This window comes from Xanthomonas euroxanthea (genome assembly GCF_900476395.1).
GTDB lineage: Bacteria > Pseudomonadota > Gammaproteobacteria > Xanthomonadales > Xanthomonadaceae > Xanthomonas > Xanthomonas euroxanthea.
The window spans coordinates 958,739-985,100 of sequence record NZ_UIHB01000001.1; the positions used below are offsets into that span (position 1 = coordinate 958,739).

Annotated in this window: 21 protein-coding genes and 1 other RNA gene; 17 read left to right on the plus strand and 5 right to left on the minus strand. The window is 68.7% G+C overall.

What is annotated here, in order from left to right:
- Nucleotides 1-8 precede the first annotated feature (8 nt).
- From kdpB to CPBF1521_RS04120, 4 genes are read left to right on the plus strand one after another with little or no spacing between them, the layout of a single operon-like run.
- A complete protein-coding gene (gene kdpB / locus CPBF1521_RS04105) occupies nt 9-2,057 on the plus strand; it encodes a potassium-transporting ATPase subunit KdpB (protein WP_115676095.1) in 2,049 nt (682 codons plus the stop codon).
- A gap of 3 nt (nt 2,058-2,060) precedes the next feature.
- The gene (gene kdpC / locus CPBF1521_RS04110) at nt 2,061-2,714 is read left to right on the plus strand and encodes a potassium-transporting ATPase subunit KdpC (protein ID WP_115676097.1); all 654 of its coding nucleotides are present in this window, start codon (nt 2,061-2,063) and stop codon (nt 2,712-2,714) included.
- A 55-nt stretch (nt 2,715-2,769) separates the two neighbouring features.
- A complete protein-coding gene (locus CPBF1521_RS04115) occupies nt 2,770-5,430 on the plus strand; it encodes a sensor histidine kinase (protein ID WP_115676098.1) in 2,661 nt (886 codons plus the stop codon).
- Nucleotides 5,420-6,136 carry a response regulator gene (locus tag CPBF1521_RS04120; protein WP_104584534.1) on the plus strand — a complete coding sequence of 239 codons (717 nt, stop codon included), beginning with the start codon at nt 5,420-5,422 and terminating at the stop codon, nt 6,134-6,136. The genes CPBF1521_RS04115 and CPBF1521_RS04120 overlap by 11 nt, the downstream gene beginning before the upstream one ends.
- A gap of 10 nt (nt 6,137-6,146) precedes the next feature.
- Here the strand turns inward: CPBF1521_RS04120 and CPBF1521_RS04125 are convergent, their stop codons facing one another.
- From CPBF1521_RS04125 to CPBF1521_RS04140, 4 genes are read right to left on the minus strand one after another with little or no spacing between them, the layout of a single operon-like run.
- Nucleotides 6,147-7,535: an FAD-binding oxidoreductase gene (locus CPBF1521_RS04125; RefSeq protein WP_115676100.1), complete on the minus strand. Its 1,389-nt coding sequence runs from the start codon at nt 7,533-7,535 to the stop codon at nt 6,147-6,149.
- Nucleotides 7,532-8,071, minus strand: coding sequence for a metal-dependent hydrolase (locus CPBF1521_RS04130; RefSeq protein ID WP_115676102.1), 540 nt, complete (start codon nt 8,069-8,071; stop codon nt 7,532-7,534). Before CPBF1521_RS04130 ends, CPBF1521_RS04125 begins: the two co-directional genes overlap by 4 nt.
- 16 nt (nt 8,072-8,087) lie before the next feature.
- On the minus strand, nt 8,088-8,456 hold the full coding sequence (locus CPBF1521_RS04135) for a YraN family protein (RefSeq protein ID WP_104584541.1): 369 nt from the start codon (nt 8,454-8,456) through the stop codon (nt 8,088-8,090).
- Between the two features lie 4 nt (nt 8,457-8,460).
- Nucleotides 8,461-10,191, minus strand: coding sequence for a penicillin-binding protein activator (locus CPBF1521_RS04140; protein WP_104584544.1), 1,731 nt, complete (start codon nt 10,189-10,191; stop codon nt 8,461-8,463).
- Between the two features lie 82 nt (nt 10,192-10,273).
- On the opposite strand from CPBF1521_RS04140, the gene rsmI reads away from it, so the two are divergent.
- Both rsmI and rnpB read left to right on the plus strand, forming a co-directional pair.
- Nucleotides 10,274-11,095 (plus strand): 16S rRNA (cytidine(1402)-2'-O)-methyltransferase, encoded by an 822-nt coding sequence (gene rsmI, locus CPBF1521_RS04145; RefSeq protein ID WP_115676104.1) that lies wholly within the window; start codon nt 10,274-10,276, stop codon nt 11,093-11,095.
- A gap of 163 nt (nt 11,096-11,258) precedes the next feature.
- Nucleotides 11,259-11,685: RNase P RNA component class A (rnpB, locus tag CPBF1521_RS04150), an RNA gene on the plus strand.
- Between the two features lie 778 nt (nt 11,686-12,463).
- On the opposite strand, the gene CPBF1521_RS04155 is transcribed toward rnpB, so the two are convergent.
- Entirely contained in the window at nt 12,464-13,219 is a 756-nt protein-coding gene (locus tag CPBF1521_RS04155) for an NRDE family protein (protein WP_115676521.1), read from the minus strand.
- A gap of 314 nt (nt 13,220-13,533) precedes the next feature.
- Between CPBF1521_RS04155 and mraZ the strand changes: the two genes are divergently transcribed.
- The 11 genes from mraZ (at nt 13,534) to CPBF1521_RS04210 (ending at nt 26,358) form a co-directional block, all read left to right on the plus strand.
- Nucleotides 13,534-13,989 (plus strand): division/cell wall cluster transcriptional repressor MraZ, encoded by a 456-nt coding sequence (mraZ, locus tag CPBF1521_RS04160; RefSeq protein WP_016903087.1) that lies wholly within the window; start codon nt 13,534-13,536, stop codon nt 13,987-13,989.
- Nucleotides 13,990-14,003: 14 nt separating this feature from the next.
- Nucleotides 14,004-15,062, plus strand: a complete 1,059-nt coding sequence (rsmH, locus tag CPBF1521_RS04165; protein WP_167765997.1) for a 16S rRNA (cytosine(1402)-N(4))-methyltransferase RsmH — start codon at nt 14,004-14,006, stop codon at nt 15,060-15,062.
- Nucleotides 15,059-15,322, plus strand: coding sequence for a cell division protein FtsL (gene ftsL / locus CPBF1521_RS04170; RefSeq protein ID WP_005991913.1), 264 nt, complete (start codon nt 15,059-15,061; stop codon nt 15,320-15,322). Before rsmH ends, ftsL begins: the two co-directional genes overlap by 4 nt.
- Before the next feature lie 79 nt (nt 15,323-15,401).
- Nucleotides 15,402-17,270: a peptidoglycan D,D-transpeptidase FtsI family protein gene (locus tag CPBF1521_RS04175; protein ID WP_104584549.1), complete on the plus strand. Its 1,869-nt coding sequence runs from the start codon at nt 15,402-15,404 to the stop codon at nt 17,268-17,270.
- Between the two features lie 8 nt (nt 17,271-17,278).
- Complete coding sequence (locus CPBF1521_RS04180) at nt 17,279-18,754, plus strand: UDP-N-acetylmuramoyl-L-alanyl-D-glutamate--2,6-diaminopimelate ligase (RefSeq protein WP_181116520.1); 1,476 nt, start codon at nt 17,279-17,281, stop codon at nt 18,752-18,754.
- Complete coding sequence (locus CPBF1521_RS04185; protein WP_104584556.1) at nt 18,751-20,244, plus strand: UDP-N-acetylmuramoyl-tripeptide--D-alanyl-D-alanine ligase; 1,494 nt, start codon at nt 18,751-18,753, stop codon at nt 20,242-20,244. Before CPBF1521_RS04180 ends, CPBF1521_RS04185 begins: the two co-directional genes overlap by 4 nt.
- Nucleotides 20,234-21,319: a phospho-N-acetylmuramoyl-pentapeptide-transferase gene (gene mraY, locus CPBF1521_RS04190; protein ID WP_104538520.1), complete on the plus strand. Its 1,086-nt coding sequence runs from the start codon at nt 20,234-20,236 to the stop codon at nt 21,317-21,319. The genes CPBF1521_RS04185 and mraY overlap by 11 nt, the downstream gene beginning before the upstream one ends.
- On the plus strand, nt 21,319-22,698 hold the full coding sequence (gene ftsW / locus CPBF1521_RS04195; RefSeq protein WP_115676106.1) for a putative lipid II flippase FtsW: 1,380 nt from the start codon (nt 21,319-21,321) through the stop codon (nt 22,696-22,698). The genes mraY and ftsW overlap by 1 nt, the downstream gene beginning before the upstream one ends.
- Complete coding sequence (gene murG, locus CPBF1521_RS04200; protein WP_115676108.1) at nt 22,695-23,975, plus strand: undecaprenyldiphospho-muramoylpentapeptide beta-N-acetylglucosaminyltransferase; 1,281 nt, start codon at nt 22,695-22,697, stop codon at nt 23,973-23,975. The genes ftsW and murG overlap by 4 nt, the downstream gene beginning before the upstream one ends.
- A complete protein-coding gene (murC, locus tag CPBF1521_RS04205; protein ID WP_104584564.1) occupies nt 23,972-25,405 on the plus strand; it encodes a UDP-N-acetylmuramate--L-alanine ligase in 1,434 nt (477 codons plus the stop codon). Before murG ends, murC begins: the two co-directional genes overlap by 4 nt.
- Nucleotides 25,402-26,358, plus strand: a complete 957-nt coding sequence (locus CPBF1521_RS04210; protein WP_115676110.1) for a D-alanine--D-alanine ligase — start codon at nt 25,402-25,404, stop codon at nt 26,356-26,358. The genes murC and CPBF1521_RS04210 overlap by 4 nt, the downstream gene beginning before the upstream one ends.
- Nucleotides 26,359-26,362 lie beyond the last annotated feature (4 nt).

The following is a 26,362-nucleotide window of genomic DNA, read 5'->3' on the forward strand; positions in this document are numbered from 1 at the left end:
TTTGAGCAATGTCTACGATCGATACGACTGAAAAACGCGAGCGCGGTGACGCAGCGTTGTTCGACGCCGCCGTGCTGGTGGCGGCGATACGCGCAGCCTTCCGCAAGTTGGCGCCGCGGCATCTGCTGCGCAGCCCGGTGATGGCGGTGGTGATGGGCGGCACGGTGCTGGCGGCGGTGATCACCGCCAGTGGGCATGGCAATGCCGGGTTCGGCTGGGCGGTGACGGCGATCCTGTTCGTGACCGTGCTGTTCGGCAACTTTGCCGAGGCCATCGCCGAAGCGCGCGGGCGTGGGCAGGCCGCATCGCTGCGCCGTGCGCGCAAGGATCTGGTCGCGCGCCGGGTGGAAACCGCACTCGGTGGCCGCGAGACCCGCGTGCCGGCGGCCGAACTGCGCCCGGGCGACTACGTGATGGTGTCCGAAGGCGAATTCGTCCCGGCCGATGGCGAAATCGTGCGCGGTGTTGCAACGATCAACGAAGCGGCGGTGACCGGTGAATCGGCACCGGTGCTGCGCGAGGCCGGCACCGATCGCAGTGGCGTGATCGGCGGTACGCGCGTGCTTTCCGACGAGATCGTGTTCAAGGTCACCGCCGAACCGGGGCAGAGTTTTCTCGATCGCATGATCGCCCTGGTGGAAGGCGCCAACCGGCAGAAGACGCCGAACGAAATCGCGCTCACCTTGTTGCTGGCGGCGATGACGCTGACCTTCCTGATCGTGGTTGCCTCGTTGCCGGCAATTGCCGGTTTCGTCGGGGTCACGCTGGATCCGCTGTTGTTGATCGCGCTGCTGGTATGCCTGATTCCAACCACCATCGGCGGGCTGTTGCCGGCCATCGGCATCGCCGGCATGAACCGCGCGCTGTCGGCCAATGTGCTGGCCAAATCCGGCAAGGCGGTGGAAGTGGCCGGCGACGTGGACGTGCTGTTGCTCGACAAGACCGGCACCATCACCTACGGCGACCGCCAGGCCACCGCGTTCCATCCGCTGGCCGGTATCGACCGTGCGCAGCTGCGCGATGCGGCCATGCTCGCCTCGCTGGCCGACCCGACGCCGGAAGGCAAGTCCATCGTCAAGCTGGCGCGCCAGCAGGGTGCCGTGGCTGTCGAGCCGGAGGGCGCGCATTTCATCGCCTTCACCGCGCAGACCCGCATGTCCGGCGTCGATCTGGCCGGGCGCAGCATCCGCAAGGGCGCTGGCGATTCGATCGTGGCGTATGTGCAGGGCATGGGCGCGACGGTGTCGCCGGAACTGCAGGGACGTATCGAAGAGGTCGCACGCGGTGGCGCCACTCCGCTGGTGGTGGCCGAAGGCCGGCATGTGCTGGGCGTGGTCGAGCTGAGCGACGTGGTCAAGCAAGGCATCAAGGAGAAGTTCGCGCAGCTGCGTGCGATGGGCATCAAGACGGTGATGATCACCGGCGACAACCCGCTCACCGCCGCCGCGATTGCCGCCGAAGCCGGCGTGGACGACTACATCGCCCAGGCGCGCCCGGAAGACAAGCTGGCCCGCATCCGCGCCGAGCAGGCCGGCGGGCGGCTGGTGGCGATGGTGGGCGACGGCACCAACGATGCGCCGGCGCTGGCCCAGGCCGATGTGGGCCTGGCGATGAACTCCGGCACGCAGGCCGCCAAGGAGGCCGGCAACATGGTGGACCTGGATTCGGATCCGGCCAAGCTGCTGGCGGTGGTCGAAGTGGGCAAGCAGCAGCTGATCACGCGCGGTGCGCTGACCACGTTCTCGCTGGCCAACGACGTGTCCAAGTATTTCGCGATCCTGCCGGCATTGTTTGCCGCGGCAATTCCGTCGATGGCCGCGCTCAACGTGATGCAGCTGTCCAACCCGCGGCATGCGGTGCTGGCGGCCTTGATCTTCAATGCGTTGATCATCCCGGCATTGATCCCGCTGGCCTTGCGCGGCGTGCGCTTTCGTCCGTCCAGCGCCACGGCCCTGCTGCGCCGGAACATGCTGATGTACGGCGTGGGCGGCGTGTTGCTGCCGTTTGCCGCCATCAAGTTGATCGACCTGGCGCTTGTCGCCACCCTGGGGAACTGAGTCATGACGATTTCTTCGAAAACCGGTACACCCGCTGCGCTGCCGTTGCGCGACGACGGCGCCCTGCGCGGGGCAGTAATGCTGGCGCTGTTCATCCTGCTGGGTCTGGGCCTGAGCTATTCGCTGGTCGCCACCGGCATCACCGGCGCGCTGTTCCCGGTGCAGGCGCATGGCTCGCTGCTGCGCGATGACGCGCGGGTGGTCGGCTCGGCCCTGGTGGCCCAGCCGTTTGCCGATGCGCGCTATTTCCAGCCACGCCCCTCGGCCGCCAAGTACGACCCGACCGCGGCGGCCGGCAGCAACCAGGCGCGTTCCAATCCCGACCTGCAGACCCGCATTGCCGCCACGCGCGCCGAGGTGGCGGCACGCGACGGCATCGCGCCGGAGGCAGTTCCCGGCGAATTGCTGACCCAGTCCGGCAGTGGCCTGGACCCGCACCTGAGCCCGGCCGCGGTGCAGGTGCAACTGCGCCGCGTCGCCACCGCGCGCGGCTGGCCGGAACGGCGCGTCGCCGCGCTGGTCCAGGCCGCCACCGAACAGCCACAGTTCGGCCTGTTCGGGCAGCCGCGGGTGAATGTGCTGGCGCTGAACCTGGCGCTGGATCGCGCCGGGAATGGGGAGTCGGGAATCGGGAATGGGATGAAGCAAAAGCACTAGGATCAGCGGGCAGCTGTAGGCTTTGCGATTCCCCATTCCCTATTCCCCATTCCCGATGATCGACGCCCGCACCCAACAAGCCGACGCGCTGATCGGCGAACTGCAGCGCGAACACGGCGGGCGTCTGACCGTTTTTCTGGGCGCCGCGCCGGGCGTGGGCAAGACCTACGCCATGTTGTCGCGCGCGCGCGAGCGCCTGCGCCAGGGCATGGACGTGGTGGCCGGAGTGGTGGAAACGCACGGCCGCAGCGAGACCGCCGCACTGCTGGATGGCCTGCCGTTGCTGGCGCGTACCCGCATCAGCTACCAGGGCCGGCAGCTGGAAGAGCTCGACCTGGATGCCTTGCTCGCGCGCAAGCCGAAGCTGGCCCTGATCGACGAGCTTGCGCATCGCAATATACCGGGCAGCCGGCACGAGCGGCGCTGGCAGGACATCGTCGAACTGCTCGATGCCGGCATCGATGTCTACACCACGGTCAACATCCAGCATCTGGAAAGCCTCAACGACATCGTGCTGCGCATCACCGGGGTGCGCGTGTCCGAGACCGTGCCCGATGCGGTGTTCGATCGCCTGCGCGACATCGTGCTGGTGGATCTGCCGCCACGCGAACTGATCGAACGCCTGCAGCAGGGCAAGGTGTATCTGCCCGAACAGGCCACGCAGGCCTTGCAGGCATTCTTCTCGCCCTCCAACCTCACCGCCCTGCGCGAGCTGGCGATGCAGACCGCGGCCGACCGCGTCGACAGCGATCTGCGCGACACCCAGGCCGCGCGCGGCCTGCCCGGCACCGCCGCCTTGCGTCGCCGCGTGGTGGTGGCCATCGATGGGCGTGGCGGCTCGGATTATCTGGTGCGGGTGGCGCGGCGGCTGTCCGAGCGGCGCGATGCGCCGTGGACGGTGGTCACCGTGCAGACGCGCACCGTGGCCGATGCCGCCTGGCAGCTGGAGATCGACCGCGCGTTCGCACTGACACGCCGCCTGGGGGGCGATACCGCGCTGCTGCACGGCGCCAACGTCGCGCAGGCATTGCTGGATTTCGCTGCGCAAAACGGCGTGTCCACGCTGGTGCTGGGGCGTACGCGCGAACGCCCGCTGGCGCGCATGTTCAACCGCACGCTGACCCAGCAACTGCTGCAGCGTGGCGCGCATTACGAGCTGGTCATCGTCAGCTCCGCCGATGCGCGTGCACGCGCGCGCCAGCGTTGGCGCAATCCGCGCCAGTGGCTGCAGCGCTACGACCTGGCGTTCGCGGCGATCGCCGCCGCTGCAGCGGTCGCGGTGGCGTGGGTGATCCAGCGCTGGACCGACATCGACGACCTGTCGATGGTGTTCATCGTCGCAGTGGTGCTGGTGGCCTCGCGCACACGCATGGCCGCGGCGGTGATCGCCGCGCTGCTGAGTTTTGTCGCCTACAACTTCTTCTTCATCGAACCACGCTTCACCCTGCACATCAGCGCGCGCCAGGGCGTGGTGACGGTATGCCTGTTCCTGATCGCCGCGCTGGTCGCCGGCCGCCTGGCCTCGCGCCTGCGCAGCCAGGTGCTGGCCCTGCGCGCCGCCAACGCGCATGCCAATGCACTGCAGGCGCTGGCCCGCGAGCTCAGCACCGCCGCCGACCTGGGGCAGGTGCTGGAAGCCGGCCGCCGTGCGCTGGCCACTGCACTGGATGCCGAGGCCTGGTTGCGGCTGGAGCAACGCGAGAGCGATGCGCCGGCCAGCTTCGGCGCACTCGATCGCAGCGCGGCGGAGTGGACCCAGCGCCACGGGCAGCCGGCCGGCCACTTCACCGATACGCTGGCCGGCGCGCAGTGGTGGTGCCTGCCGGTGCGGCACGAACGTGGCAGCCTGGGCGTGGCCGCGCTGCGCTTTCGTCAGAGCGTGCAGCGGCCCGGCCTGGAGCAACGTCGGCTGGCCGAAGCGATGGTGGAGGACATCGGCCAGGCAGCGCTGCGCACGCGCCTGGTCGCCGATCTGGAGGGCGCGCGCGTCAGTGGCGAAACCGAGCGCCTGCGTTCGGCATTGCTGTCCTCGGTCTCGCACGATCTGCGCTCGCCGCTGGCCTCGATGATCGGCTCGGCCAGCAGCCTGGCCAGCTACGGCGATGCGATGGACGCGCAGGACCGCCACAGCCTGCTCGATACCATCCAGCTGGAAGGCGAGCGGCTGGATCGCTACATCCAGAACCTGCTCGACATGACCCGGCTCGGCCATACCGGGCTGACCTTGAAGCGTGACTGGATCGGCGTGGACGAGTTGATCGGCTCGGCCACGCGGCGGCTGCAGCGCTACCAGCCGGCGGTGCGCCTGCACCTGGAGCTGGCTGTCGACCTGCCGGCGATCTGGGTGCACCCGGCACTGGTGGAGCAGGCGATCTTCAACGTGCTGGAGAATGCGGCGAAATTCTCGCCAGCCGACGTGGCCGTCACCGTGCAGGCGCGGCTGCAGGCCGGCGCCCTGCAGATCGATATCGGCGACCAGGGCCCCGGCATTCCCGAGGACGAGCGCGCGCGCATCTTCGACATGTTCTACAGCGTGGAGCGTGGCGACCGCGGCCGCCATGGCACCGGGCTGGGCCTGACCATCTGCCAGGGCATGATCGGCGCGCATGGCGGCAGCGTGGAGGCGCTGGCCGGCGCCGATGGTCACGGCACCACGATCCGCATTACGCTGCCGTTGCTCGTTCCCGCCGCGCCACCTCGCCACGATGCCGACTGACCCCACTGCCATCCCGCCTGCCCGCGTGCTGATCGTCGACGACGAGCCGCAGATCCGCCGCTTTCTCGACATCAGCCTGCGCGCACAGGGGTATCGCGTGCTGCAGGCCGGCACCGCCGAGGAAGGCCTGGCCATGCTGGCCGGGCAGGGCGCCGAACTGGTGGTGCTGGACATCGGCCTGCCCGATCGCGACGGCCACGAGGTGCTGCGCGAAATCCGCCAGTGGTCCAGCGTGCCGGTGATCATGCTCACCGTGCGCGCCGGCGAAACCGAAAAGGTCGCCGCGCTCGATGCCGGCGCCAACGACTACGTCACCAAGCCGTTCGGCGTGCAGGAACTGATGGCGCGCATCCGCGCGTTGCTGCGCCAGGCCGGCGCCGGCAGCACGGTGGAGGAGAGCGTGTTCGACGACGGCCGCCTGCACATCCACCTGGGCCTGCGCGAGGTCACCCTCGATGGCGAGGCGGTGCCCTTGAGTCGCAAGGAATACGCCCTGCTCGCGCTGCTGTTCAAGCACGCCGGCCGCGTGGTCACCCAGCCGCAGCTGCTGCGCGAGGTGTGGGGCCCCACCCATGAAGACGACACCCATTACCTGCGCATCCTGGTCGGCAAGCTGCGCCAGAAACTGCACGACGATGCCGCCGCCCCGCATTACATCGTCACCGAACCGGGCGTGGGGCTGCGCTTCATCGGGGTGACGCGCTGAGGCGGCAGCGTCACTCGAGCGGTGGCAACACCTTGCCCGGATTCAGGATCCCGTCCGGATCCAGCGCGGCCTTGATCGCACGCATCGCCGCCAGCGTCGGTGCGCTGAAGGCCTGGGCCATGAAATCGCGCTTGGCCACGCCGATGCCGTGCTCGCCGGAGAGCGTGCCTTCCAGCGCCAGCACCAGCGCAAACAGGCGCGGCAATGCGGCATGGGCGCGTGCGTCTTCGTCGGCATCGGCCGGGTCGTACATGATGTTGACGTGCAGGTTGCCATTGCCGGCATGGCCGAAAGCGACGATGGGCAAGGCGAATTCGGCCGCAAGCGCTTCCACGCCGGCCACCAGGTCGGGGATGCGCGAGACCGGCACCACCACGTCTTCGTTGATCTTGCCGGGCTTGATCGTGCGCAGCGCCGGCGACAGTGCGCGGCGTGCCGCCCACAGCTTGTCGCGCGCGCTGCCATCGGCGGCCACGTCCAGGCTCACCACGCCCTCGCCATCGGTTGCAGCGTGCAAGGCCTGCAGTGCGTAGGGCAGGGTGTCGTGATCGCCATCGGCTTCGATCAGCAGCATCGCGCCGGCCTCGGGGACATCGCTGCCGTTGCGGCGCAATAGCGCAATCGCACTGGCATCCATGAATTCCAGCATTGTCGGCGTGGTCGGTTGCGCCATGATGCGCGACACCGCTGCCGCGGCGCTGGCCGCGTCGCGATACAGCGCGCGCAAACCGGCTTGTGCGATCGCACGCGGTGTCAGCTTCAAGGTCGCCTCGACGATGATCGCCAGGGTGCCTTCACTGCCGACCAGCAGATGCGTCAGGTCGTAGCCGGTGGAATTTTTCGTATATGCACCGCCGCAGCGGATCACCTCGCCGGTGCCGGTCACTGCGACCAGGCCGAGCACGTTGTCGCGGGTGGCGCCGTATTTCACCGCGCGCGGGCCGCCGGCATTGGTGGCCAGGTTGCCGCCGACGCTGCAGATGTCCGCGCTGGACGGGTCCGGCGGCCAGAACAGGCCGTGCGGCTGCAGGGCCTGCTGCAGTTCGCCGTTGAGCAGGCCCGGTTGCACCACGGCGCAGCGGTCTTCCGGGCGCAAGGCCACGATGCGATTCATGCGCGCCATCGACACCACCACGCCGCCGGCAAACGGCACCGCCGCGCCGGTGGTGCCGGTGCCCGCGCCACGCGCCACGATCGGCACGCCATGGGCGCGACAGGCCTGCACGATCGCCACCACCTCCTCGGTATCGCGCGGCAGCGCGACGGCGGCGGGCAAGGCCCAGCGGCGCGAATCGTCTTCGCCATGGCGGCGCCGCGCGTCGGCGCCGGTCAGCCAGCCATCGGGGCCAAGCCGCGCGGCCAGCAAGTCGGCCAGGGCAGTGGGAAGCACATCGGTCATGACAGGTGATCCTGTGGTGCCGCGCGCTGGATGCATCTCCATCCCAGCGCGGCGGCGGTGAGCGGCAGCCAGACCCAGCGCAGCTCGGAGAGCAGCGTGGCCAGGCCGCGCGCATTGAAGAAACCATTGACGAAGGGCGACACGCGGATCGGCCGCCACGGTGCGAACCAGCGTGCCTCGCTCCATGGCCAGGCCAGCGCAACGCCCAATCCGCCGGAGGTCATCGCATCCAGCAGCGGATGCGAGGCGGCACAGACGCACAAGAACGTTGCTGCCTGCAGCGCGTCCGCACGCAACAGGCGATGTGCAACACCGCCCAGCAGCGCGATCAGCCCGGCGAACAGCAACGAGTGGCTGGCGCCGCGATGGCCGAACGCATCGGCGTACGGAACATGCAACGCGAACGCCAGCACATCGGCATCCGGCAACATCGCCGCGACGATGCCGGCAGCGAGCAGGCGTGGCGAGAGGCGGCCGCGTTCACTGGCGCACCAGAGCGCCAGCGGCACGGCGGCGTGGGTGATGATGGTGGGCATCGCGCGTGGGTCGTTGTCAGCAGTCGTCGGCGCGGAAGGCGTCACGGATCCAGTTCAGCACCGGCGGCTCGCCGCTGGCTTCCACCACGTCGAAGCGGCACGGCAGTGTCGCCAGTGCCGGGTGATAGGCAAGGAACAGTTGCGCGGCCAGCACCAGCTTGCGGCGCTTGCGCGCATCCACCGATGCCGCGCCACCGCCGAAGCGGTTGTCGCGGCGATAACGCACCTCCACGAACACCAGCGCCTGCCCGTCGCGCATCACCAGATCCAGTTCGCCGCCGCGGTAGCTGGCATTGCCCACCACCAACCGCAGCCCGGCCTGCTCCAGCAGCGCGCGGGCGGCCGCTTCCACCGCCGCACCACGTTGCTGACGCGCCGCCGGCATGGTGTCAGCGGCCGTCGGCGATCGGCACCGGGCGGCCACCGTTGAAGGTGGACCAGGCCGGGGTGCGCAGCACATTGCCGAAGCCGTCCAGATGCAGGGTGCCGGTGGCGCCGCGCAGGCCGCCATCGGTGCCGGTGGCGAGCTTTTCCAGGTACGCGCTGATCTTCCAGGCGTCGTAGCCGAACGCGAACAGGCGCGCACCCGGTCCGCGTGCGCTGGGCAACGTGCTGGCGACCTGGGTGGAGGCCGGCAGCCCGGACACGCCCAGGGCGGTCCAGGTCTCGCTCGGGTAGACGATGCCGTCCAGGGCCAGGTCGTCTTCGACCTTGCCGGTGCCGGCCACCAGCTGCGAGGTGCCCACGCGCGACTTGCCGGCGAACCCGCTCAAGGCCAGTTGCGGCGCCAGCGCGCGCGCGGTGTTGCCACGCACTGCCAGGAACACCGCATCGGCGGTGCCGTAGTTGCGCAGCTGCGCACCGATGTCGCCCGGCACCTCGGCCACGCTGATGCTGCCGGCGATGGTGCCGCCGCGTTCGCTGAAGCGGTCGCGGAAGGCCTTGATGGTGCGCTTGCCGTTGTCGTCGCTGGTGCCGACGATCAGCACGTTGCGACGTTCGCGCGAGAGCAGGTATTCGGCGGCCATGATGCCGTCGTCTTCCGGCGCCAGCGAGAAGCCGGCGCTGCCGCTGGGCGGTGCCTTGTTGTCGGTGGGGCGGTTGAGCGCCAGCACCGGCACCGCCAGCTGGCCGCGTGCGAACACGGCGCTGACTTCGTCGCGCCCCAGCGGGCCGACCACGTAATCCACCCCGGCGCTCACTGCCTTGTCGTAGGCGGCATTGGCGCCGGCGGCAGTGCCGGCGGTGTCGAAGAAGCGCAGTTCCGGGCGGCGGCGGGTTTCGGCGTAGTAGCCGGCCAGCAGACCATCGCGCACCGGCGCCGAGGCGGTGGCCAGGTTGCCGCTGAGCGGCAGCAGCACGCCCAGCTTGATCGGCGGGCGATAGCCATCGCGTTCGGCCGGCGGGCGCTTGCTGGTGTCAAAGCCCCATTGCGCGTCGCGGTCGAACGCGCGCGGCAGCGCCAGGCCGCGGCTGATCAGGGCGCGGCCGGCGAAGTTGTACAGCGGATCGCCCGCCGGCAGCGCCGCGGTGCGGCCCTTCAGCGTGGCGTCGTCGAGTGCGGCCAGCAGGCGCACGATCGCGCGCTGGTTCTCGCTGCGCGGGGTGCCGGTCAGGCTGGCATCGGCGCGTGCGCGGTCGGCGGCGGCGCCGAACAGGTCGCCGGTGCCTTCCAGTGCGGCGGCGCGTGCCAGCAGCCAGCGGGTCTGCAGCGGCTGGGGCAGGCCTTGCGGGCTGTCGCCCAGGGCCTGCAGCGCCTGCGCGGCCTGCTTGTCGATCACCGCCAGCTCGCCGGTCAGCAGCGCGAAGCGGGCGCGGTCTTCGCCGCCGAGATGCCGCGCGGTGACCTGCGCCAGCAGCGTGCGCGCACGTGCGTCATCGCCGGCGTCGTGCCAGCCGAACGCGGACGCGGCCAGCAGGCGGCTGCGCTGCGCACCGCTGGCGCCGGCGGCCTCGGCTTCCAGTTGCTGCGCCGCCTCGCGCGGCTTGCCCTGGTCCAGCAACGCCAGCGCCGCGCTCTGGGTCGGCGAGGCGGTCTGGGTGACGCTGCTGGTGGCGCAACCGGCGGCCAGCATCACCATCAGCGACAGGGCGGAGATCCTTGCAACACGCTTGTTCATTTCAGATCCATTGGACGGGGCCCGCCGGGGCGGACCGTTAAAAACGCTACGATTCTACCCTTTGCCCTACGGAATACCGTCGATGACCTCCCCTGGAACCCTGCACGTGGTCGCCACGCCGATCGGCAACCTGGCCGACCTGTCGCCGCGTGCGCAGGAGGTGCTGCGTGGCGTGGCCGCGATCTGCGCCGAAGACACCCGCCACACCCGCCAGCTGCTCGGCCACTTCGGCATCGACCGCCCGCTGCTGGCCCTGCACGACCACAACGAAGACGCCATGTCCGAGCGCATCGTCGCGCGCCTGCGCGAGGGCGAGTCGCTGGCCATCGTCAGCGATGCCGGCACCCCGCTGGTCAGCGATCCTGGCTTCAAGCTGGTGCGCGCCGCCCGCGCCGCCGGGATCCGGGTCAGCCCGGTTCCCGGCGCCTGCGCGGCGATCGCCGCGCTCAGCGTGGCCGGCCTGCCCAGCGACCGCTTCGGCTTCGAGGGCTTTTTGCCGGCCAAGAGCGCCGCGCGTCGCGAGCGCCTGGCGCACCTGGCCGGCGAAACCCGCACCCTGGTGTTTTACGAGTCCTCGCACCGCATCGTCGAATCGCTGGCCGACCTGCGCCTGGCCTTCGGCGACGAGCGCCCGGCGGTGATCGCGCGCGAGCTGACCAAGCTGTTCGAAACCGTACTCGACGGCACCCTGGCCGAGCTGCAGGCCAGGGTCGAAGCCGACGACAACCAGCGCAAGGGCGAGTTCGTGGTGATGGTGCAGGGCGCCGCCGACGCCGCCGAAGGCCAGCTGGCCGAAGGCCGCCGCGTCTACGCCAAGCTGGCCGAACACCTGCCGCCGTCCACCGCCGCCAAGCTGGCCGCCGAGCTGACCGGTGCGCCGCGCAAGGCCTTGTATGGCGGCTAGGTGTGTTGTTGCAGGAGCACGTTGACCTGTAGTGGGATTTTTCTCGGTAAGGCCTCTCGCGCCCGGGTGCGCTCCTACGGGCAATTGCGGGCCTGCCGGCGATGGAGGGGCCGGCTCGCGGCGCCGTTCTGAAAGGTGGCGATAGCGTATAGTGCGCCCCGGCGGAGTCGGCCAGACAGTCGCGTCACTCGCAAGAGTGCCGAGGAAAGTCCGGGCTCCATAGGGCAAGGTGCCAGGTAACGCCTGGGCGGCGCGAGCCGACGGAAAGTGCAACAGAAAGATACCGCCTACGTCCCTCGTCACCCCTCTGCCGCCACTGAAGCGTGTCGGCGATGCGCAGCATCGCCAAGTGCGTTTAGAGGCTGCAGAGGGGTGGCGAGGGGCCGGTAAGGGTGAAATGGTGCGGTAAGAGCGCACCGCGAGTCCGGTAACGGACCGGCACGGCAAACCCCACCTGGAGCAAGACCAAATAGGGATCCATTGGCGTGGCCCGCGCTGGATCCGGGTAGGTTGCTTGAGCGCTGCGGTGACGTAGCGCCTAGACGAATGACTGTCCACGACAGAACCCGGCTTACCGGCCGGCTCCGCCACCTTCGTTCGGGCGTTCGCCCTTCTCGAAGGTGCCCACGCTTTGTACCGCCGTTGGCGGTACAAAACGCGGGCCCCGCTCCGGGCATTCCAAATCCCTGCGGCTGTTCGCTGCCTTCTTCGGGCGTTCGCCCAAAGAAGACACCCACGCTTCGTACCGCCGGTGGCGGTACGAACCGCGGGCCCCGCTCCGGGCATGCCACACCCCTGCGGCTGTCGCCGCGCCCCCTTGACTCAAGGGGGCTTGCACTCGGGTGCACTGCTGGAGCGTCGGGTCGTCCGCCATCGATGGAACTGCTGTCGATGGAATTGCTTGGTAATGACTGCTGCTTTGTTCTCCCGGCTTACGGAGGGGGGCGGGCGGGTCCAGACCTTTTTTGCCTTCCACCGCTTGCGGGGGAAGGTGCCCGAAGGGCGGATGGGGGCAGCGCGGGAATGCGTGGCGGATCCCACCCTCATCCGGCGCTGCGCGCCACCTTCTCCCGCGGGCGGGAGAAGGAGAGCGATGCGGTCTGCTTCCTCCCGGCTTGCGGGAAGGGGAAGAGCGGTCCCGGAGATCTTTGCCTTCCACCGCTTGCGGGGGAAGGTGCCCGAAGGGCGGATGGGGGCGCCGTGGGGACGGGGTACCCATTCCCTCATCCGGCGCTGCGCGCCCCCTTCTCCCGCAGGCGGGGAGAAGGAGGGCTGGGCGATCTGCATTTGTCCGGCCTACGGGGAGCGATGCGTGGGCCAGACCCTTTGTTTCTCGCCTCATCGTCCCGCCACGCAGTACCGGTGTCTCTAAATCTCCAGCCGCGTCTCGCCCTGGAAGATGCCGTTCGGGCCGAAGCGCCGTTCGTGGATGAAGCCGTTGCCGTGGTGGTCCACCGCGACGATGGTGCTGGCGCGGGTGCCGTAGCTGGCGCCGCTGATGAAGGCGGCCGACAGCAGGCGTTCGGTGGGCAGGTCCACGCCGGTGTGGGGCAGGGCGTGGTCCGGCGCGATGGCGTGGTTGCCCAGGGCGGTCCACAGCGGTTGCAGGTCGTCGCTGCCTGCGGCGCACCAGTCGTGCAAGGCCGCGGTCAACGCAGCGGTCTTGGGCCAGTGCGCGTCCAGCGGGCCGTTGGACATGCCGTGGATGCCAGGCGCCAGCGTGCGTGCCAGGGGCGGGTGGTTACTGAGGTGTTCGCAGCGCTCGGCGTCGCACACCACCAGGTTGAACGGCGGGAACTCGTGCGCGGCGGCCGCCAGGTCGCCGGCGTAGACGGCCGCGTCCAGGCTGCCGGCCAGGTAATCGGCAATCAGGTGACCGCGCGAGCGGCCGGACGCGCTGGCGAGCGGGTCACGCACGTTGGTCACCACCGCGGCGCGGCCGTCACTGCCCAGGCCCACCCAGCTGCCGCCCGAGCGCAGGTCGCGGCCCGCCAGCACCCCGTCGGCGGGTGCTGGCCAGCGCGCCAGCGCAGCGGTCGGGCGCTCGTGGAATTCATCGCGGTTGCCCACCAGCAGCAGGCGCCAGCGCGGGTGGGTTTTCCAGGCAAGAGCGACCAGGCACATGCCGCCGATTGTCGCCTGTTTGCGCATTGACCATGTGCAGCTGGCGCAGTGTGAAGTGAGACTGCGGTCGGGTTTACATGGCCTTCACGCCCCTGAATTTTCGTTCAATCTCAAAATCTGAGATGAAACAGCAACTTGTGGATAACCTTTGAACAAGTCTCTAAAGAGTGCCGCAACTCATTGATGCGACTGGCGATTTGTGGCCCTCAAAGTTGTTGACAACCTTTGACGCGCTGCTAAGGTGGGCAACGGAGGGAAAACCAGGTGTTTTGTGGTTTTTCGTGGTTCAATGATCCCCCAGCGGGTATTCGAGGTTGTATTCGGTGTTTCAGGGCGAGACTGCCATCACGGTGGACGACAAGGGGCGTATGGCGGTGCCAACCGCGTACCGCGACCTGGTCACGCGCGTGAGCGGCAATCGCCTGGTGCTCACCTACAACCCGTTCGAAGCCGGCTGCCTGTGGCTGTATGCGGAAAAGGAGTGGGAGCGGGTGCGTGACGATGTGATGTCCAAGCCCAACACCCAGCGCGTGGTCCGCACGCTGCAGCAGAAACTGGTGGGTTCTTCCGCAGTGCTGGAGCTGGACGCCAATGGCCGTCTGAGCATCCCGGCCAGCCACCGCAACGCGGTCGGCATCGAGAAGAAGGCCGTGCTGTTGGGCATGGGCGACAAATTCGAACTCTGGAGCGAGCAGGCACATCGCGCACTGATCCAGCAGACATTGTCTGACGGGGATCTGGGCGATGAATTGCTCGATCTCAGGTTGTGAGCCGGGGTGCCCGGATGCGCGGTGAAGCGCAGCCCGGTCACCCGGTGTCGCAGCCGCCGGCGGCCCATGTGCCGGTGCTGTACACGCAGGTTCTGGACGGCCTGCAGGTGATCGAAAACGGAACTTATCTCGATGGCACGTTTGGACGTGGCGGACACGCCCGTGGCGTGCTGCAACACCTTGGCCCGGGAGGTCGACTGCTGGTGATGGACAAGGACCCCGACGCGATCGCCGTGGCCGAACAGTCGTTCGGTGGCGATGCGCGCGTGTCCATCCATCGCGGTAGCTTTGCCGGCCTCGGCCAGGTGGTCGCTGCGGCAACCGTCGACGGCATCCTGCTGGATCTGGGCGTGTCCTCGCCGCAGCTGGATGTGGCCGGGCGCGGTTTCAGTTTCGGCAAGGACGGCCCGCTGGACATGCGCATGGACCCGGATGCCGGCCAGAGCGCGGCCGAGTGGCTGGCGCAGGCCAGCGAGCGCGACATCGCCGACGTGCTGTGGACCTATGGCGAAGAGCGCCAGAGCCGCCGCATCGCGCGCGCCATCGTGGCGCGCCGCGCCGAACAGCCGCTGCTGCGCACTGCGCAACTGGCCGAGCTGATCGCCTCGGTGATGCCGCGCGGCGACAGCAAGACCCATCCGGCCACGCGCAGCTTTCAGGCGATCCGCATCTATATCAACCGCGAGCTGGACGACCTGGAAGCCGGCCTGGATGCCGCCCTGGGTGCGCTCAAGCCCGGCGGCCGCCTGGCGGTGATCAGCTTCCACTCGCTGGAAGACCGCATCGTCAAGCAGTTCATGGCCCGCTACGCCAAGGCGCCGCCGAGCAACCGCCGCCTGCCCGAAGCCCAGCCTTTCGTGCCGACGCTGCAGCTGATCAGCGGCGCCATCAAGGCCGACGACGCCGAACTGAGCGTCAACCCGCGCGCCCGCAGCGCGGTGTTGCGGGTGGCCGAAAAGCTGGGAATGGGAAATGGGGAATCGGGAATGGGCAAAGGCAACAGCGGCGCTGCTTCCCGATTCCCGAATCCCGATTCCCGATTCCCGGCGTCTCCGAACGGAGACGCCGCATGAGCCGCCTGCTGCTCATCGTGCTGCTGGCCTGCAGCATCGCCTCGGCGATCGGTGTGGTGTACATGCGCCACATGCATCGCAAGCTGTTCGTGCAGTTGTCCAAGCTCGAACACACGCGCGATGAATTGAATATCGAATTCGGCCGGCTGCAGCTGGAGCAGGCCACCTGGGCGGAAAGCAACCGCGTGGATCAGGTCGCGCGTGCGCGCATCGGGATGAAGTTCCCGGAGACCAACGACATCGTGGTGGTGCGCCCATGACGGTGCGGCAGGACAACCGTTTTGCACGGCGAAGCCGCCCGCAGGGTGGCGCACTGGGTGGCGCACACGGAGGTGCGCCATGAAGGCCGGCCGCAACCGCGCACGCAGCAACTTCAACCTGCGTGGCCGCCTGACGCTGGTCGGCATCGCGCTGGGCCTGTGCTCGGTGACGCTGATCGGCCGCGCGGCGTTCGTGCAGCTGGTCAACCGTGACTTCTACCAGCGCCAGGGCGAAGCGCGCTACCTGCGCGAGCTGCCGATCGCCACCTCGCGCGGCATGATCACCGACCGCAACGGCGAGCCGCTGGCGGTGTCCACGCCGGTGGAATCGATCTGGGTCAATCCGCAGGAGCTGTTGCGCAATCCGGACCGCATTCCCGAGCTGGCCAAGGCGCTCGGCCAGCCGCTGGACGAATTGAACGCCAAGCTGGCGCAGAAGGCCGGCAAGGAATTCATGTACCTGCAGCGCCGGATCAACCCGGACAAGGCGCATGCGATTGTCGATCTGAAGATTCCCGGCGTGTTCTCGCAGCGCGAGTTCCGGCGCTTCTATCCGCAAGGCGAGGCGATGGCCCACGTGCTGGGCTTCACCAATATCGACGACCGCGGCCAGGAAGGCCTGGAGCTGGCCTTCGACGAATGGCTGCGCGGCAAGCCGGGCTCCAAGAAGGTGGTGCGCGATGCGCGCGGCGCGATCGTGGAGAGCGTGGATCTGGTGCGTCCGGCGCAGCCGGGCAAGGACCTGACGCTGAGCATCGATCGCCGCATCCAGTTCCTGGCCTACAAGGAGCTGCGTAACGCGCTGGTCGAAAACAACGCTGCCGGCGGTTCGATGGTGGTGATGGATGTGGCCACCGGCGAAGTGCTGGCGATGGTCAACCTGCCGACCTACAACCCCAACGCGGTCACCGGCATCAACCCCTCGGCGCGCCGCAACCGTGCGGTCACCGATCTGGTCGAGCCGGGCTCGACGATGAAGCCGCTGACCGTGGCCACCGCGCTGACCGCCGGCGTGGTGACCAAGGACACCGTCATCGACACCAACCCCGGCTACATGTCGGTGGGGCGCTTCACCATCCGCGATGTGCCGCGCAACAACGGCGTGCTCAACGTCACCGGCGTGATCACGCGCAGCTCCAACATCGGCGCGGCCAAGATCGCGGCCAAGGTGCCGGACCAGACCTTCTATCAGTCGATCCGCAACTTCGGTTACGGCGCTGCGCCGCATAGCGGGTTTCCCGGCGAATCGGCCGGTGTGGTGCTGCAGCCGGCGCGCTGGAGCGGCCCGTCCAAGACCACGATGTCCTACGGCTACGGCCTGTCGGTGACGCCGCTGCAGATCGCGCAGGCGTACGCCACGCTGGGCAATGGCGGCAAGCTGACCCCGCCGACCTTCGTGCGCGGCCAGCACAACGAAACCCGCCAGGTGGTCACCCCCGAAGTGGCGCGCCAGGTCATCGACATGATGGAAACCGTGGTCACCCAGGGTGGCGCCAAGGGCGCGGCGATCCTGGGCTACCACGTGGCCGGCAAGACCGGTACCGCGCGCAAGAACGGCGCCAACGGATACGAGCGCGGGCATTACAACGCGCTGTTCGCCGGCCTGGTGCCGGCCACGCGTCCGCGCTTTGCCACCGTCATCGTGATCAACGATCCGCAGGGCAAGGTGTATTACGGCGGCCTGGTGTCGGCACCGGTGTTCCATCGGGTGATGGAAGGCGCGCTGCGGCTGATGGACGTGCCGCCGGACGACATCCAGTCGTGGCTGGCCGCGCAGGCTGCCGGCAAGACCGGGCAGCCGGTGGTCAAGCCGCAGCCGGCCGACCTGGACCCGGCATTGGTGCCGGATCCGGTGGACGAAGTGTCCGCCGGCATCCCGACCGCGATCGCACCGCCGGCCGCGCCCACCACCGCCCAGCCCGCGCCGTTGCAGGAGAGCCGCCAGTGAGCCGCGCCATGCCGCTGTCGCAGCTGTTGCCGGACGTGCGGCTTGCGCACGACGTGCAGGTGTCGGGCCTGGTGATGGACAGCCGTGTGGTGCGTGCAGGCGATGCCTTCGTGGCGATCGCCGGTTTCGGCGCGCACGGCCTGGGCTTTGTCGACCAGGCGCGCGCCAATGGCGCGGTGGCGGTGTTGTTCGAGCCGCCGGCGCCGGCCGATCTGCCGGTACCGGTCGATGCGATCGCCGTGCCCGGTCTGCGTGCGCGCCTGGGCGCGATGGCCGATCAGTTCCACGGCCAGCCTTCGCAGGCGATGCGCATGGTCGGCGTCACCGGCACCAACGGCAAGACCTCGACGGTGCAATTGCTGGCACAGGCCCTGACACTGCTCGGCACGCCCGCCGGCACGCTCGGTACCCTGGGCGTGGGCCTGTACGGCAGCGCCGTGCCGACCGGGTTCACCACACCGCTGGTGCTGCAGACGCATGCCTTGCTGGCGCAACTGCGCGACGAGGGCGCGCAGGCCGTGGCGATGGAAGTCAGCTCGCATGCGCTGGACCAGGGCCGCGTGGATGCGGTGCATTTCGACGTGGCGGTGTTCACCAATCTCACCCGCGACCATCTCGATTACCACGGCGACATGGCGCAGTACGGCGCGGCCAAGGCCAGGCTGTTCGCGCGCGCCGGATTGAAGGCCGCCGTGGTCAACCTGGACGATGACTTCGGCCGCACGCTGCTGGCCTCGCTCGACCCCGCGCTGCGCGCGATCGGCGTGAGTTCGCGCGCGCAGGCCCAGGCAAGCGTGCGTGCACAGGCGCTGCAGCTGGATCACAACGGGATCAATTTCGCGCTGCATATCGACGGTCACGTGCATCCGGTGCACTCGCCGCTGCTGGGCCGTTTCAACGTGGACAACCTGCTGGCCGTGGCCGGCGCGTTGTCTGCGCTGGACATCGCGCCGGCACGGATCGCCGAGGTGCTCGGTCGGCTGCAGCCGATCCACGGGCGCATGAACCGCCTCGGTGGCGCGCATGGCGCACCGCTGGTGGTCGTCGACTACGCACACACGCCCGATGCGCTGCAACAGGCACTGGCCAGCCTGCGCGCGCATGCGCAGGACCGGTTGATCTGCGTGTTCGGTTGCGGTGGCGAGCGCGATACCGGCAAGCGCCCGCAGATGGCGGCCATTGCCGAGGTCAACGCCGACGTGGCGATCGTCACCGACGACAACCCGCGGGGCGAAGATGGCGATGTGATCGTGGCCGACATCCTGCGCGGCTTCGCGCGTCCGGATGCGGCGATCGTGCAGCGCGACCGCGCCGCGGCGATCCATCAGGCCATCAGCATGGCCGGTGCCTCCGACATCGTGCTGATCGCCGGCAAGGGCCACGAGCCATATCAGGAAGTGGCCGGTGTGCGGCATGCCTTCGACGACGCCATCGTGGCGGCGCAGGCCTTGTTGCCGCGGACCGGGCTGGGAGTGCGCGCATGAAGCTCACTCCATTGTCGTTGATCGCCCACTGGGCCGGTGGCGAGCTGCATGGCGAGGACGCCATGATCGACACCGTCGGCAACGACACCCGCACGCTGGCCAACGGCAGCCTGTATGTGGCACTGCGCGGCGAGCGTTTCGACGGCCACGACTTTGCCGCAGACGCGGTGGCACATGGCGCCAGCGGCCTGCTGGTCGATCGGCTGCTGCCGGCGCTGAGCGTGCCGCAGGTGCTGGTGGGCAATACCGAACTGGCGTTGGCGCGTATCGCCGCCGGCATGCAGCGCGACCGCGCCACGCGGGTGATCGCCTTGACCGGCTCCAACGGCAAGACCAGCGTCAAGGCCCTGCTGCTGGCCATCCTGAGCGAGGCCGGGCGTGTCGACGGCATCACCGTGTACGCCACGCCGGGCAACCGCAACAACGAAATCGGCCTGCCGCTGGCGGTGATCGCCGCCCCAGACGATGCGGATCTGGCGATCTATGAAATGGGCGCCGGCAAGCCGGGTGATATCGCCTATCTCACCGAGATCGCGCAGCCGCACGTGGCCCTGGTCAACAACATCGCACCCGCGCATCTGGAACGCCTGGGCAGCCTGCTCGGCGTCGCCCGCACAAAGGGCGCCATCTACGCCGCATTGCCGGCCGATGGCGTGGCGGTGATCAATGCCGACGATGCCTTCGGTGCCTGGTTCGAGCAGCAACTGCAGGCGCAGCCGGTGCAGGGCCGCCGCGTGTTGCGCTACGGCCTGCAGGCCAGTGCCGAGATCACCGCGCATGGCCTGCGGCTGCAGGCGGGCGGGGCGCAGTTCACGCTGGTGACCCCGCAAGGCCAGGCGCAGATCGCGCTGCCGTTGCCGGGCCGCCACAACGTGCTCAACGCGCTGGCTGCGGCCGGCCTGGCGTTGGGTGCGGGCATCGCCCTGCCGGTCATCGCCGCCGGTCTGGCGCAGGCGCGCCCGGTGGCCGGTCGTCAGATCACCCACACCCTGCCCGGCGGCGCTGTGCTGATCGACGACAGCTACAACGCCAATCCCGGTTCGCTGGACGCGGCCATCGACACGCTGGCCGCGGCATCTGGCCAGGGCTGGCTGGTGCTCGGCGACATGCGTGAACTCGGCCCGGAAGGCGTGGCCTTGCATGCGGCCGCCGGCCGTCGCGCGCGCGCGGCCAAGCTGCAGCGCCTATACGCGCTGGGCGAGCTCAGTGCCGCCGCCGCGCAGGCGTTCGGCGAGGGCGGCCGCGTGTTCGCCACCCATGCCGCATTGATCGCGGCCTTGCAGGCGGATCTGGCGCAGCTCGCCGTTTCGCCGACTCAAACGCAGGAATCTTCTTCGATGTACGAACACACCGGTGCGGCGGCGCAAACTGCCGCCACCACGGCGCACACCCCGCCCACGCTGCTGGTGAAAGGCTCCCGTGGCAGCGCCATGGACCGCATCGTCACCGCGCTGCTGGCCCCGGCGGAGGACGCATCCCATGCTGCTTGAGCTGGCGCGTTGGCTGCAGCAACTGGAGAGCCTGTTCGGGCTGTTCAACTATCTGACCTTCCGCGGCATCCTGGCGGCGCTGACCGCGCTGTTCCTGTCGTTGTGGATGGGCCCGGCGGTGATCCGCAAGCTGGCCCAGTTCAAGGGTGGCCAGCCGATCCGCCAGGACGGCCCGCAGACGCATTTCTCCAAGGCCGGCACGCCGACCATGGGCGGCTCGCTGATCCTGCTGACGGTGACCCTGTCGGTGCTGCTGTGGGGCGACCTGCGCAACCGCTACGTGTGGCTGGTGCTGGCGGTGATGATCTGTTTCGGCGCCATCGGCTGGTACGACGACTGGATCAAGATCGTGCGCCGCGATCCCAACGGCCTGAAGTCGCGCTGGAAGTACCTGCTGCAGTCGATCTTCGGCCTGGCAGCGGGGCTGTTCCTGTACTACACCGCCGACGTGCCGGCCGCGATCACCTTCTACATTCCGATGTTCAAGTCGATCGCGCTGCCGTTGGCCGGCGTGAGCTTTGTGGTGATCGCCTATTTCTGGATCGTCGGCTTCTCCAATGCGGTGAACCTCACCGATGGCCTGGACGGCCTGGCGATCATGCCGACCGTGCTGGTGGCCTGCGCGCTTGGCGTGTTCGCCTATGCCTCGGGCAACGTGGTGTTTGCCGAATACCTGAAAATCCCGCTGATTCCGGGGGCTGGCGAGCTGATCATCATCTGCTCGGCGATCGCCGGCGCAGGCCTGGGCTTTCTGTGGTTCAACACCTATCCGGCCATGGTGTTCATGGGCGACATCGGCGCGCTGTCGCTGGGCGCGGTGCTCGGCACCATCGCGGTGATCGTGCGCCAGGAACTGGTGCTGGTGATCATGGGCGGCGTGTTCGTGATCGAGACGCTGTCGGTGATGATCCAGGTCGCCAGCTTCAAGCTGACCGGCAAGCGTGTGTTCCGCATGGCGCCGATCCATCACCACTTCGAACTCAAGGGCTGGCCGGAGCCGCGCGTGATCGTGCGCTTCTGGATCATTTCGGTGGTGCTGGTGCTGATCGGCCTTGCCACGTTGAAGGTGCGCTGATGAACGACATGTCCCGCCAGGCCACGCGACTGGACGCCATCGGCGGCCGCTACGACCCGTGGCTGCTCGGGGCCGCGGCCACGCTCGCCTCGCTGGGCGTGGTGATGGTGGCGTCCAGCTCGATCGAGCTGTCCGACAACCCGTTCTATTACCTGACCCGCCACCTGCTGTTCCTGGGCATTGGCGTGGGCCTGGCGTTCTGGGCGATGCGTACCGAGCTCAAGACCATCGAGCAGTACAACCAGGTGCTGCTGCTGGCCTGCTTCGGCCTGCTGATGGTGGTGTTCGTGCCCGGCCTGGGCAGCAGCGTCAACGGCGCCAAACGCTGGATCAACCTGGGCGTGTCGAAGTTCCAGACCGTCGAAGCGGTCAAGGTGCTCTACATCGTGTGGCTGTCCAGCTATCTGGTGCGCTTTCGCGACGAGGTCAACGCGACCTGGCCGGCGATGCTCAAGCCGCTGGGCGTGGCGATCGCCCTGGTCGGCCTGCTGCTGATGCAGCCGGACTTCGGCTCGTCCACGCTGCTGCTGGCGATCACCGCCGGCATGCTGGTGCTGGGCGGGGTGAACCTGCCGCGCATGTCGATGCCGATCGTGTTCGGCCTGCCGGTGTTCGCCTTCATCGCGATCCTGGAGCCGTACCGGCTGCGCCGCATCACCTCGTTCCTGGACCCGTGGGCCGACCAGCTCGGCTCCGGCTACCAGCTGTCCAACGCCTTGATGGCGGTGGGCCGCGGCCAGTGGACCGGCGTGGGCCTGGGCGCCTCGGTGCAGAAGCTCAACTACCTGCCCGAAGCGCATACCGACTTCATTTTCTCGGTCATTGCCGAAGAACTCGGCTTTGTCGGCGTGTGCGGGGTGATCGCGCTGTACGCGCTGCTGGTCGGCCGCGCGTTCTGGCTGGGCATGCGCTGCGTGGAAATGAAGCGTCACTTCTCCGGCTACATCGCCTTCGGCATCGGCTTGTGGATCAGCCTGCAGAGCTTCGTCTCGGTGGGCGTGAACCTGGGCATCCTGCCGACCAAGGGCCTGACCCTGCCGCTGATTTCCTCCGGCGGTTCGTCGGTGCTGATGACCTGCGTGGCGATGGGCCTGCTGCTGCGCGTGTCCTACGAGATGGATCGTGCCGAGCGCCTGCGCAGCAAATTGTCGCCGCAGGGCGCGGGCGCGCCGTCGGCCGAGCCGGCCGAACCGGTGGTCGAATCGGTCGCGCCAGCCTATGCGCCGGCGCACAAGCCGCAGCGTGACCCGGTTGCCGCCGCACCCGCAGCCGCAGCCGCACCGGTCGCTGCCGCATCGGTGGCACCGGCGTCGGCCATCCTGCGCGGCACCAGCCGCATGCAGCCGCGTGTGGAACCGACCTTCGGGAGGATTGCATGAGTGCCCATGCGAATCCCTCGCAAACGCCCGCACATCCAGGTGCGGGGGGTCGACCAGTGATGATTCTGGCTGGCGGCACCGGCGGGCACATCTTCCCGGGTCTGGCCGTGGCCAAGGTGCTGCGCGCGCGTGGCGTGCCGGTGACCTGGCTGGGCGCCGATGGCGCGATGGAAACCCGGCTGGTGCCGCAGCACGCCATTCCACTGGACACGCTGGCCATCAGCGGCCTGCGCGGTAAGGGGCTGGTGAAATTGCTCGGTGCACCGGTGCGGGTGATGCGCGCAGTGCGCGCCGCCGGTTTCGTGCTGCGCAAGCGCCAGCCGCGTGCGGTGATCAGTTTCGGCGGCTTCGCGGCCGGCCCGGGTGGCCTGGCGGCGCGGCTGCTCGGCGTGCCGTTGCTGGTGCACGAACAGAACCGCGCGCCCGGCATGACCAACAAGGTGTTGTCGCGGTTTGCGCGCCGCGTGCTGACCGGTTTCCCGGGCAGCTTCACTGGCGAGGAAGCGGTGGGCAATCCGGTGCGCGCGGAAATCGCAGCGCTTCCGGCGCCGGCCACGCGTCTGGTCGGCCGTGGCGGTGCCGTGCGTGTGCTGGTGCTCGGTGGCAGCCAGGGCGCGCGCGCATTGAATCAGGCCGTGCCAGCGGCACTGGCCGCGCTCGGCCACCCGGATGTGGACGTGCGCCACCAGTGCGGCGAGAAGCTGCGCGCCGAAGCCGAGGCGGCGTACGCGCAGGCGGGCGTCAACGCCAGCGTCGAACCGTTCATCGCCGACATGGCCGCCGCTTACGCCTGGGCCGACCTGGTCGTGTGCCGCGCCGGTGCATCGACGCTGGCCGAACTGTGCGCCGCCGGCATCGGCAGCGTGCTGGTGCCCTTTGCCGCAGCGGTGGACGACCACCAGACCCGCAATGCCGAATACCTGGTCGGGGCCGACGCCGCGGTGCTGCTCAAGCAGGACGACACCCTGGCCGTGCGCCTGCAGCAGGTCTTGCAGACCCTGCTCGCCGACCCCGCACGCCGCCTGTCGATGGCACAGGCCGCCCGCACCCTGGCCAAACCGGATGCAGCCGAACGCATCGCCGACATCATTCTGCAGGAAGCCGGGAGTGGTGAATCGGGAATGGGGAATGGGCAAAGCTCAGAACAATTGCAGGAACACACATTGATGCACGCAGACAAGCGCACCGACCAAGTATCCGTCGCTGCAGGCGCTCCGCTCCACACGATTCCCGATTCCCGATTCCCGATTCGCACCTCCACAGGAGGTGCCGCGTGATCCGCCGCCTGCAGGACAGTGGCGATCTGGTGCGTGCATTCCCGCGCGTGCATTTCGTCGGTATCGGCGGCACCGGCATGAGCGGCATTGCCGAAGTGATGCTGACGCTGGGCTATGAAGTCTCCGGTTCGGACAACTCCGATAACGTGGCGACACGGCGGCTGGCCAAGCTGGGCGCGCGGGTGATGCGCGGGCATTCGGCGGCCAACGTGCTCGGCACCGATTGCGTGGTGGTGTCCAGTGCGATCCGCGAAGACAACCCCGAGCTGATGGAGGCGCGCAGCCAGCGCATTCCGATCATGCCGCGTGCGGCGATGCTGGCCGAGCTGATGCGCTTCCGTCGCGGCATCGCGGTGGCCGGCACGCATGGCAAGACCACCACCACCAGCCTGGCGGCGGCCGTGCTGAGCGAAGGCGGGCTGGATCCGACCTTCGTCATCGGCGGGCAGTTGCTGGCCGCCGGTGCCAACGCCAAGCTCGGCGGTGGCCAATGGCTGGTGGCCGAGGCCGACGAGAGCGATGGCAGCTTCCTGCGCCTGAATCCGTTGATGGCGGTGATCACCAACATCGATGCCGATCACCTGGAAAACTACGGCAACGATTTCGCACGCATCCAGGCCGCATTCGCCGAGTTCCTGCAGCGCCTGCCGTTCTACGGGCTGGCGTTGCTGTGCATCGACGACCCGGAAGTGGCCGCGCTGGCCGGCAAGACGCCGCGCCATGTGATGAGCTACGGCATGAGCGAGAACGCCGACGTGCGCGCCGAGGACGTGGTGCAGGACGGCCCGCGCATGCGCTTCACGCTGCGTCTGCCCGAAGGCACCACCACGCCGGTGACGCTGGCATTGCCGGGCCGTCACAACGTGCTCAACGCACTGGCCGCTGCCGCGATCGGCTGGCAGCTGGGCGTGGCACCGGAGACCATTGCGCGTGCGCTGGAAAACTTCGCCGGCATCGGCCGCCGCTTCAACGACCTGGGCGAAGTCACCACCAGCACCGGTGCGCGCGTGCGTGTGGTCGACGACTACGGCCACCATCCGCGCGAGCTGGAAGCGGTGTTCGCCGCCGCCCGCGGTGGCTGGCCGGACAAGCGCCTGGTGGTGGCGTTCCAGCCCCATCGCTACAGCCGTACCCGCGATCAGTTCGACGCCTTTGCCGCGGTGCTGAGCACTGTCGATGCGCTGGTGCTGAGCGAGGTCTATCCGGCCGGCGAGGCGCCGATTCCGGGCGCCGATGCGCGCGCGCTGGCGCGTGCGATCCGTGCGCGCGGCCGCAGCGAACCGGTGGTGGTCGGGCAGATTTCCGGCCTGGCCGAAGTGTTGCCGGACGTGCTGCAGGATGGCGATCTATTGCTGATGATGGGGGCCGGCGATATCGGCTATGTCGCACAGCACATCATCAACAACGGCTTCACCGGAGCGACCGCATGAGCGCGGTGATTCCCAATGCACGCATCAGCGATCCGGCCGCGTTCGGCCGCGTCGCCGTACTGCTCGGCGGTACCTCGTCCGAGCGCGAGGTGTCGTTTAACTCCGGCAGCAACGTGCTCGAGGCATTGCGTGCGCGCGGCGTCGATGCGCAGCCGGTCGACGGCATTCAGGCCCTGGCGCAGGCCCTGGTCGAGCAGCGTTTTGATCGCGTCTTCAATGTGCTGCACGGCCATAACGGCGGCGGCGAAGACGGCATCGTGCAAGGCCTGATGGAAGCCTTCAAGGTGCCGTACACCGGTTCCAACGTGCTGGGCTCGGCGTTGAGCATGGACAAGATCCGTACCAAGCAGGTGTGGCTGTCGCTGGGCCTGCCCACGCCGCGCTATGCGCGCCTGGCTGCCGGTGCCCATGCCGATGACATCCATGCCGCCGCGCGGCAGATCGGCCTGCCGGTCATCGTCAAGCCGGCCAACGAAGGCTCCAGCGTCGGCATCAGCCGCGTGTTCGACCAGTCCCAGCTCGAAGAGGCGGTGGTGCTGGCGGCGCGCTACGACGGCGCGCTGCTGATGGAGCAGCTGATCGAAGGCGACGAACTCACCGTGGCCGTGCTCGGCGAGGTCGCGTTGCCGTCGATCCGCATCGTGCCCAAGGGCCAGTGGTACGACTACGACGCCAAATACGTGGCCGACGACACCCAGTACCTGTGCCCGGGCCTGGACGGCGATGCCGAGACACAGATTCGCCAGCTCGCGCTCGATGCCTTCCGCGCCGCCGGCGCGCGCGGCTGGGGCCGCGTGGACGTGATGCGCGACCGCGCCAGCGGCCAGTTGTATCTGCTGGAAGTCAACACGGCCCCGGGCATGACCAGTCACTCGCTGGTGCCCAAGGCCGCGCGCCAGCTCGGCATCGATTTCGAAGAACTGGTCTGGCGCGTGCTGGAGCAGACGCTGTGAGGCC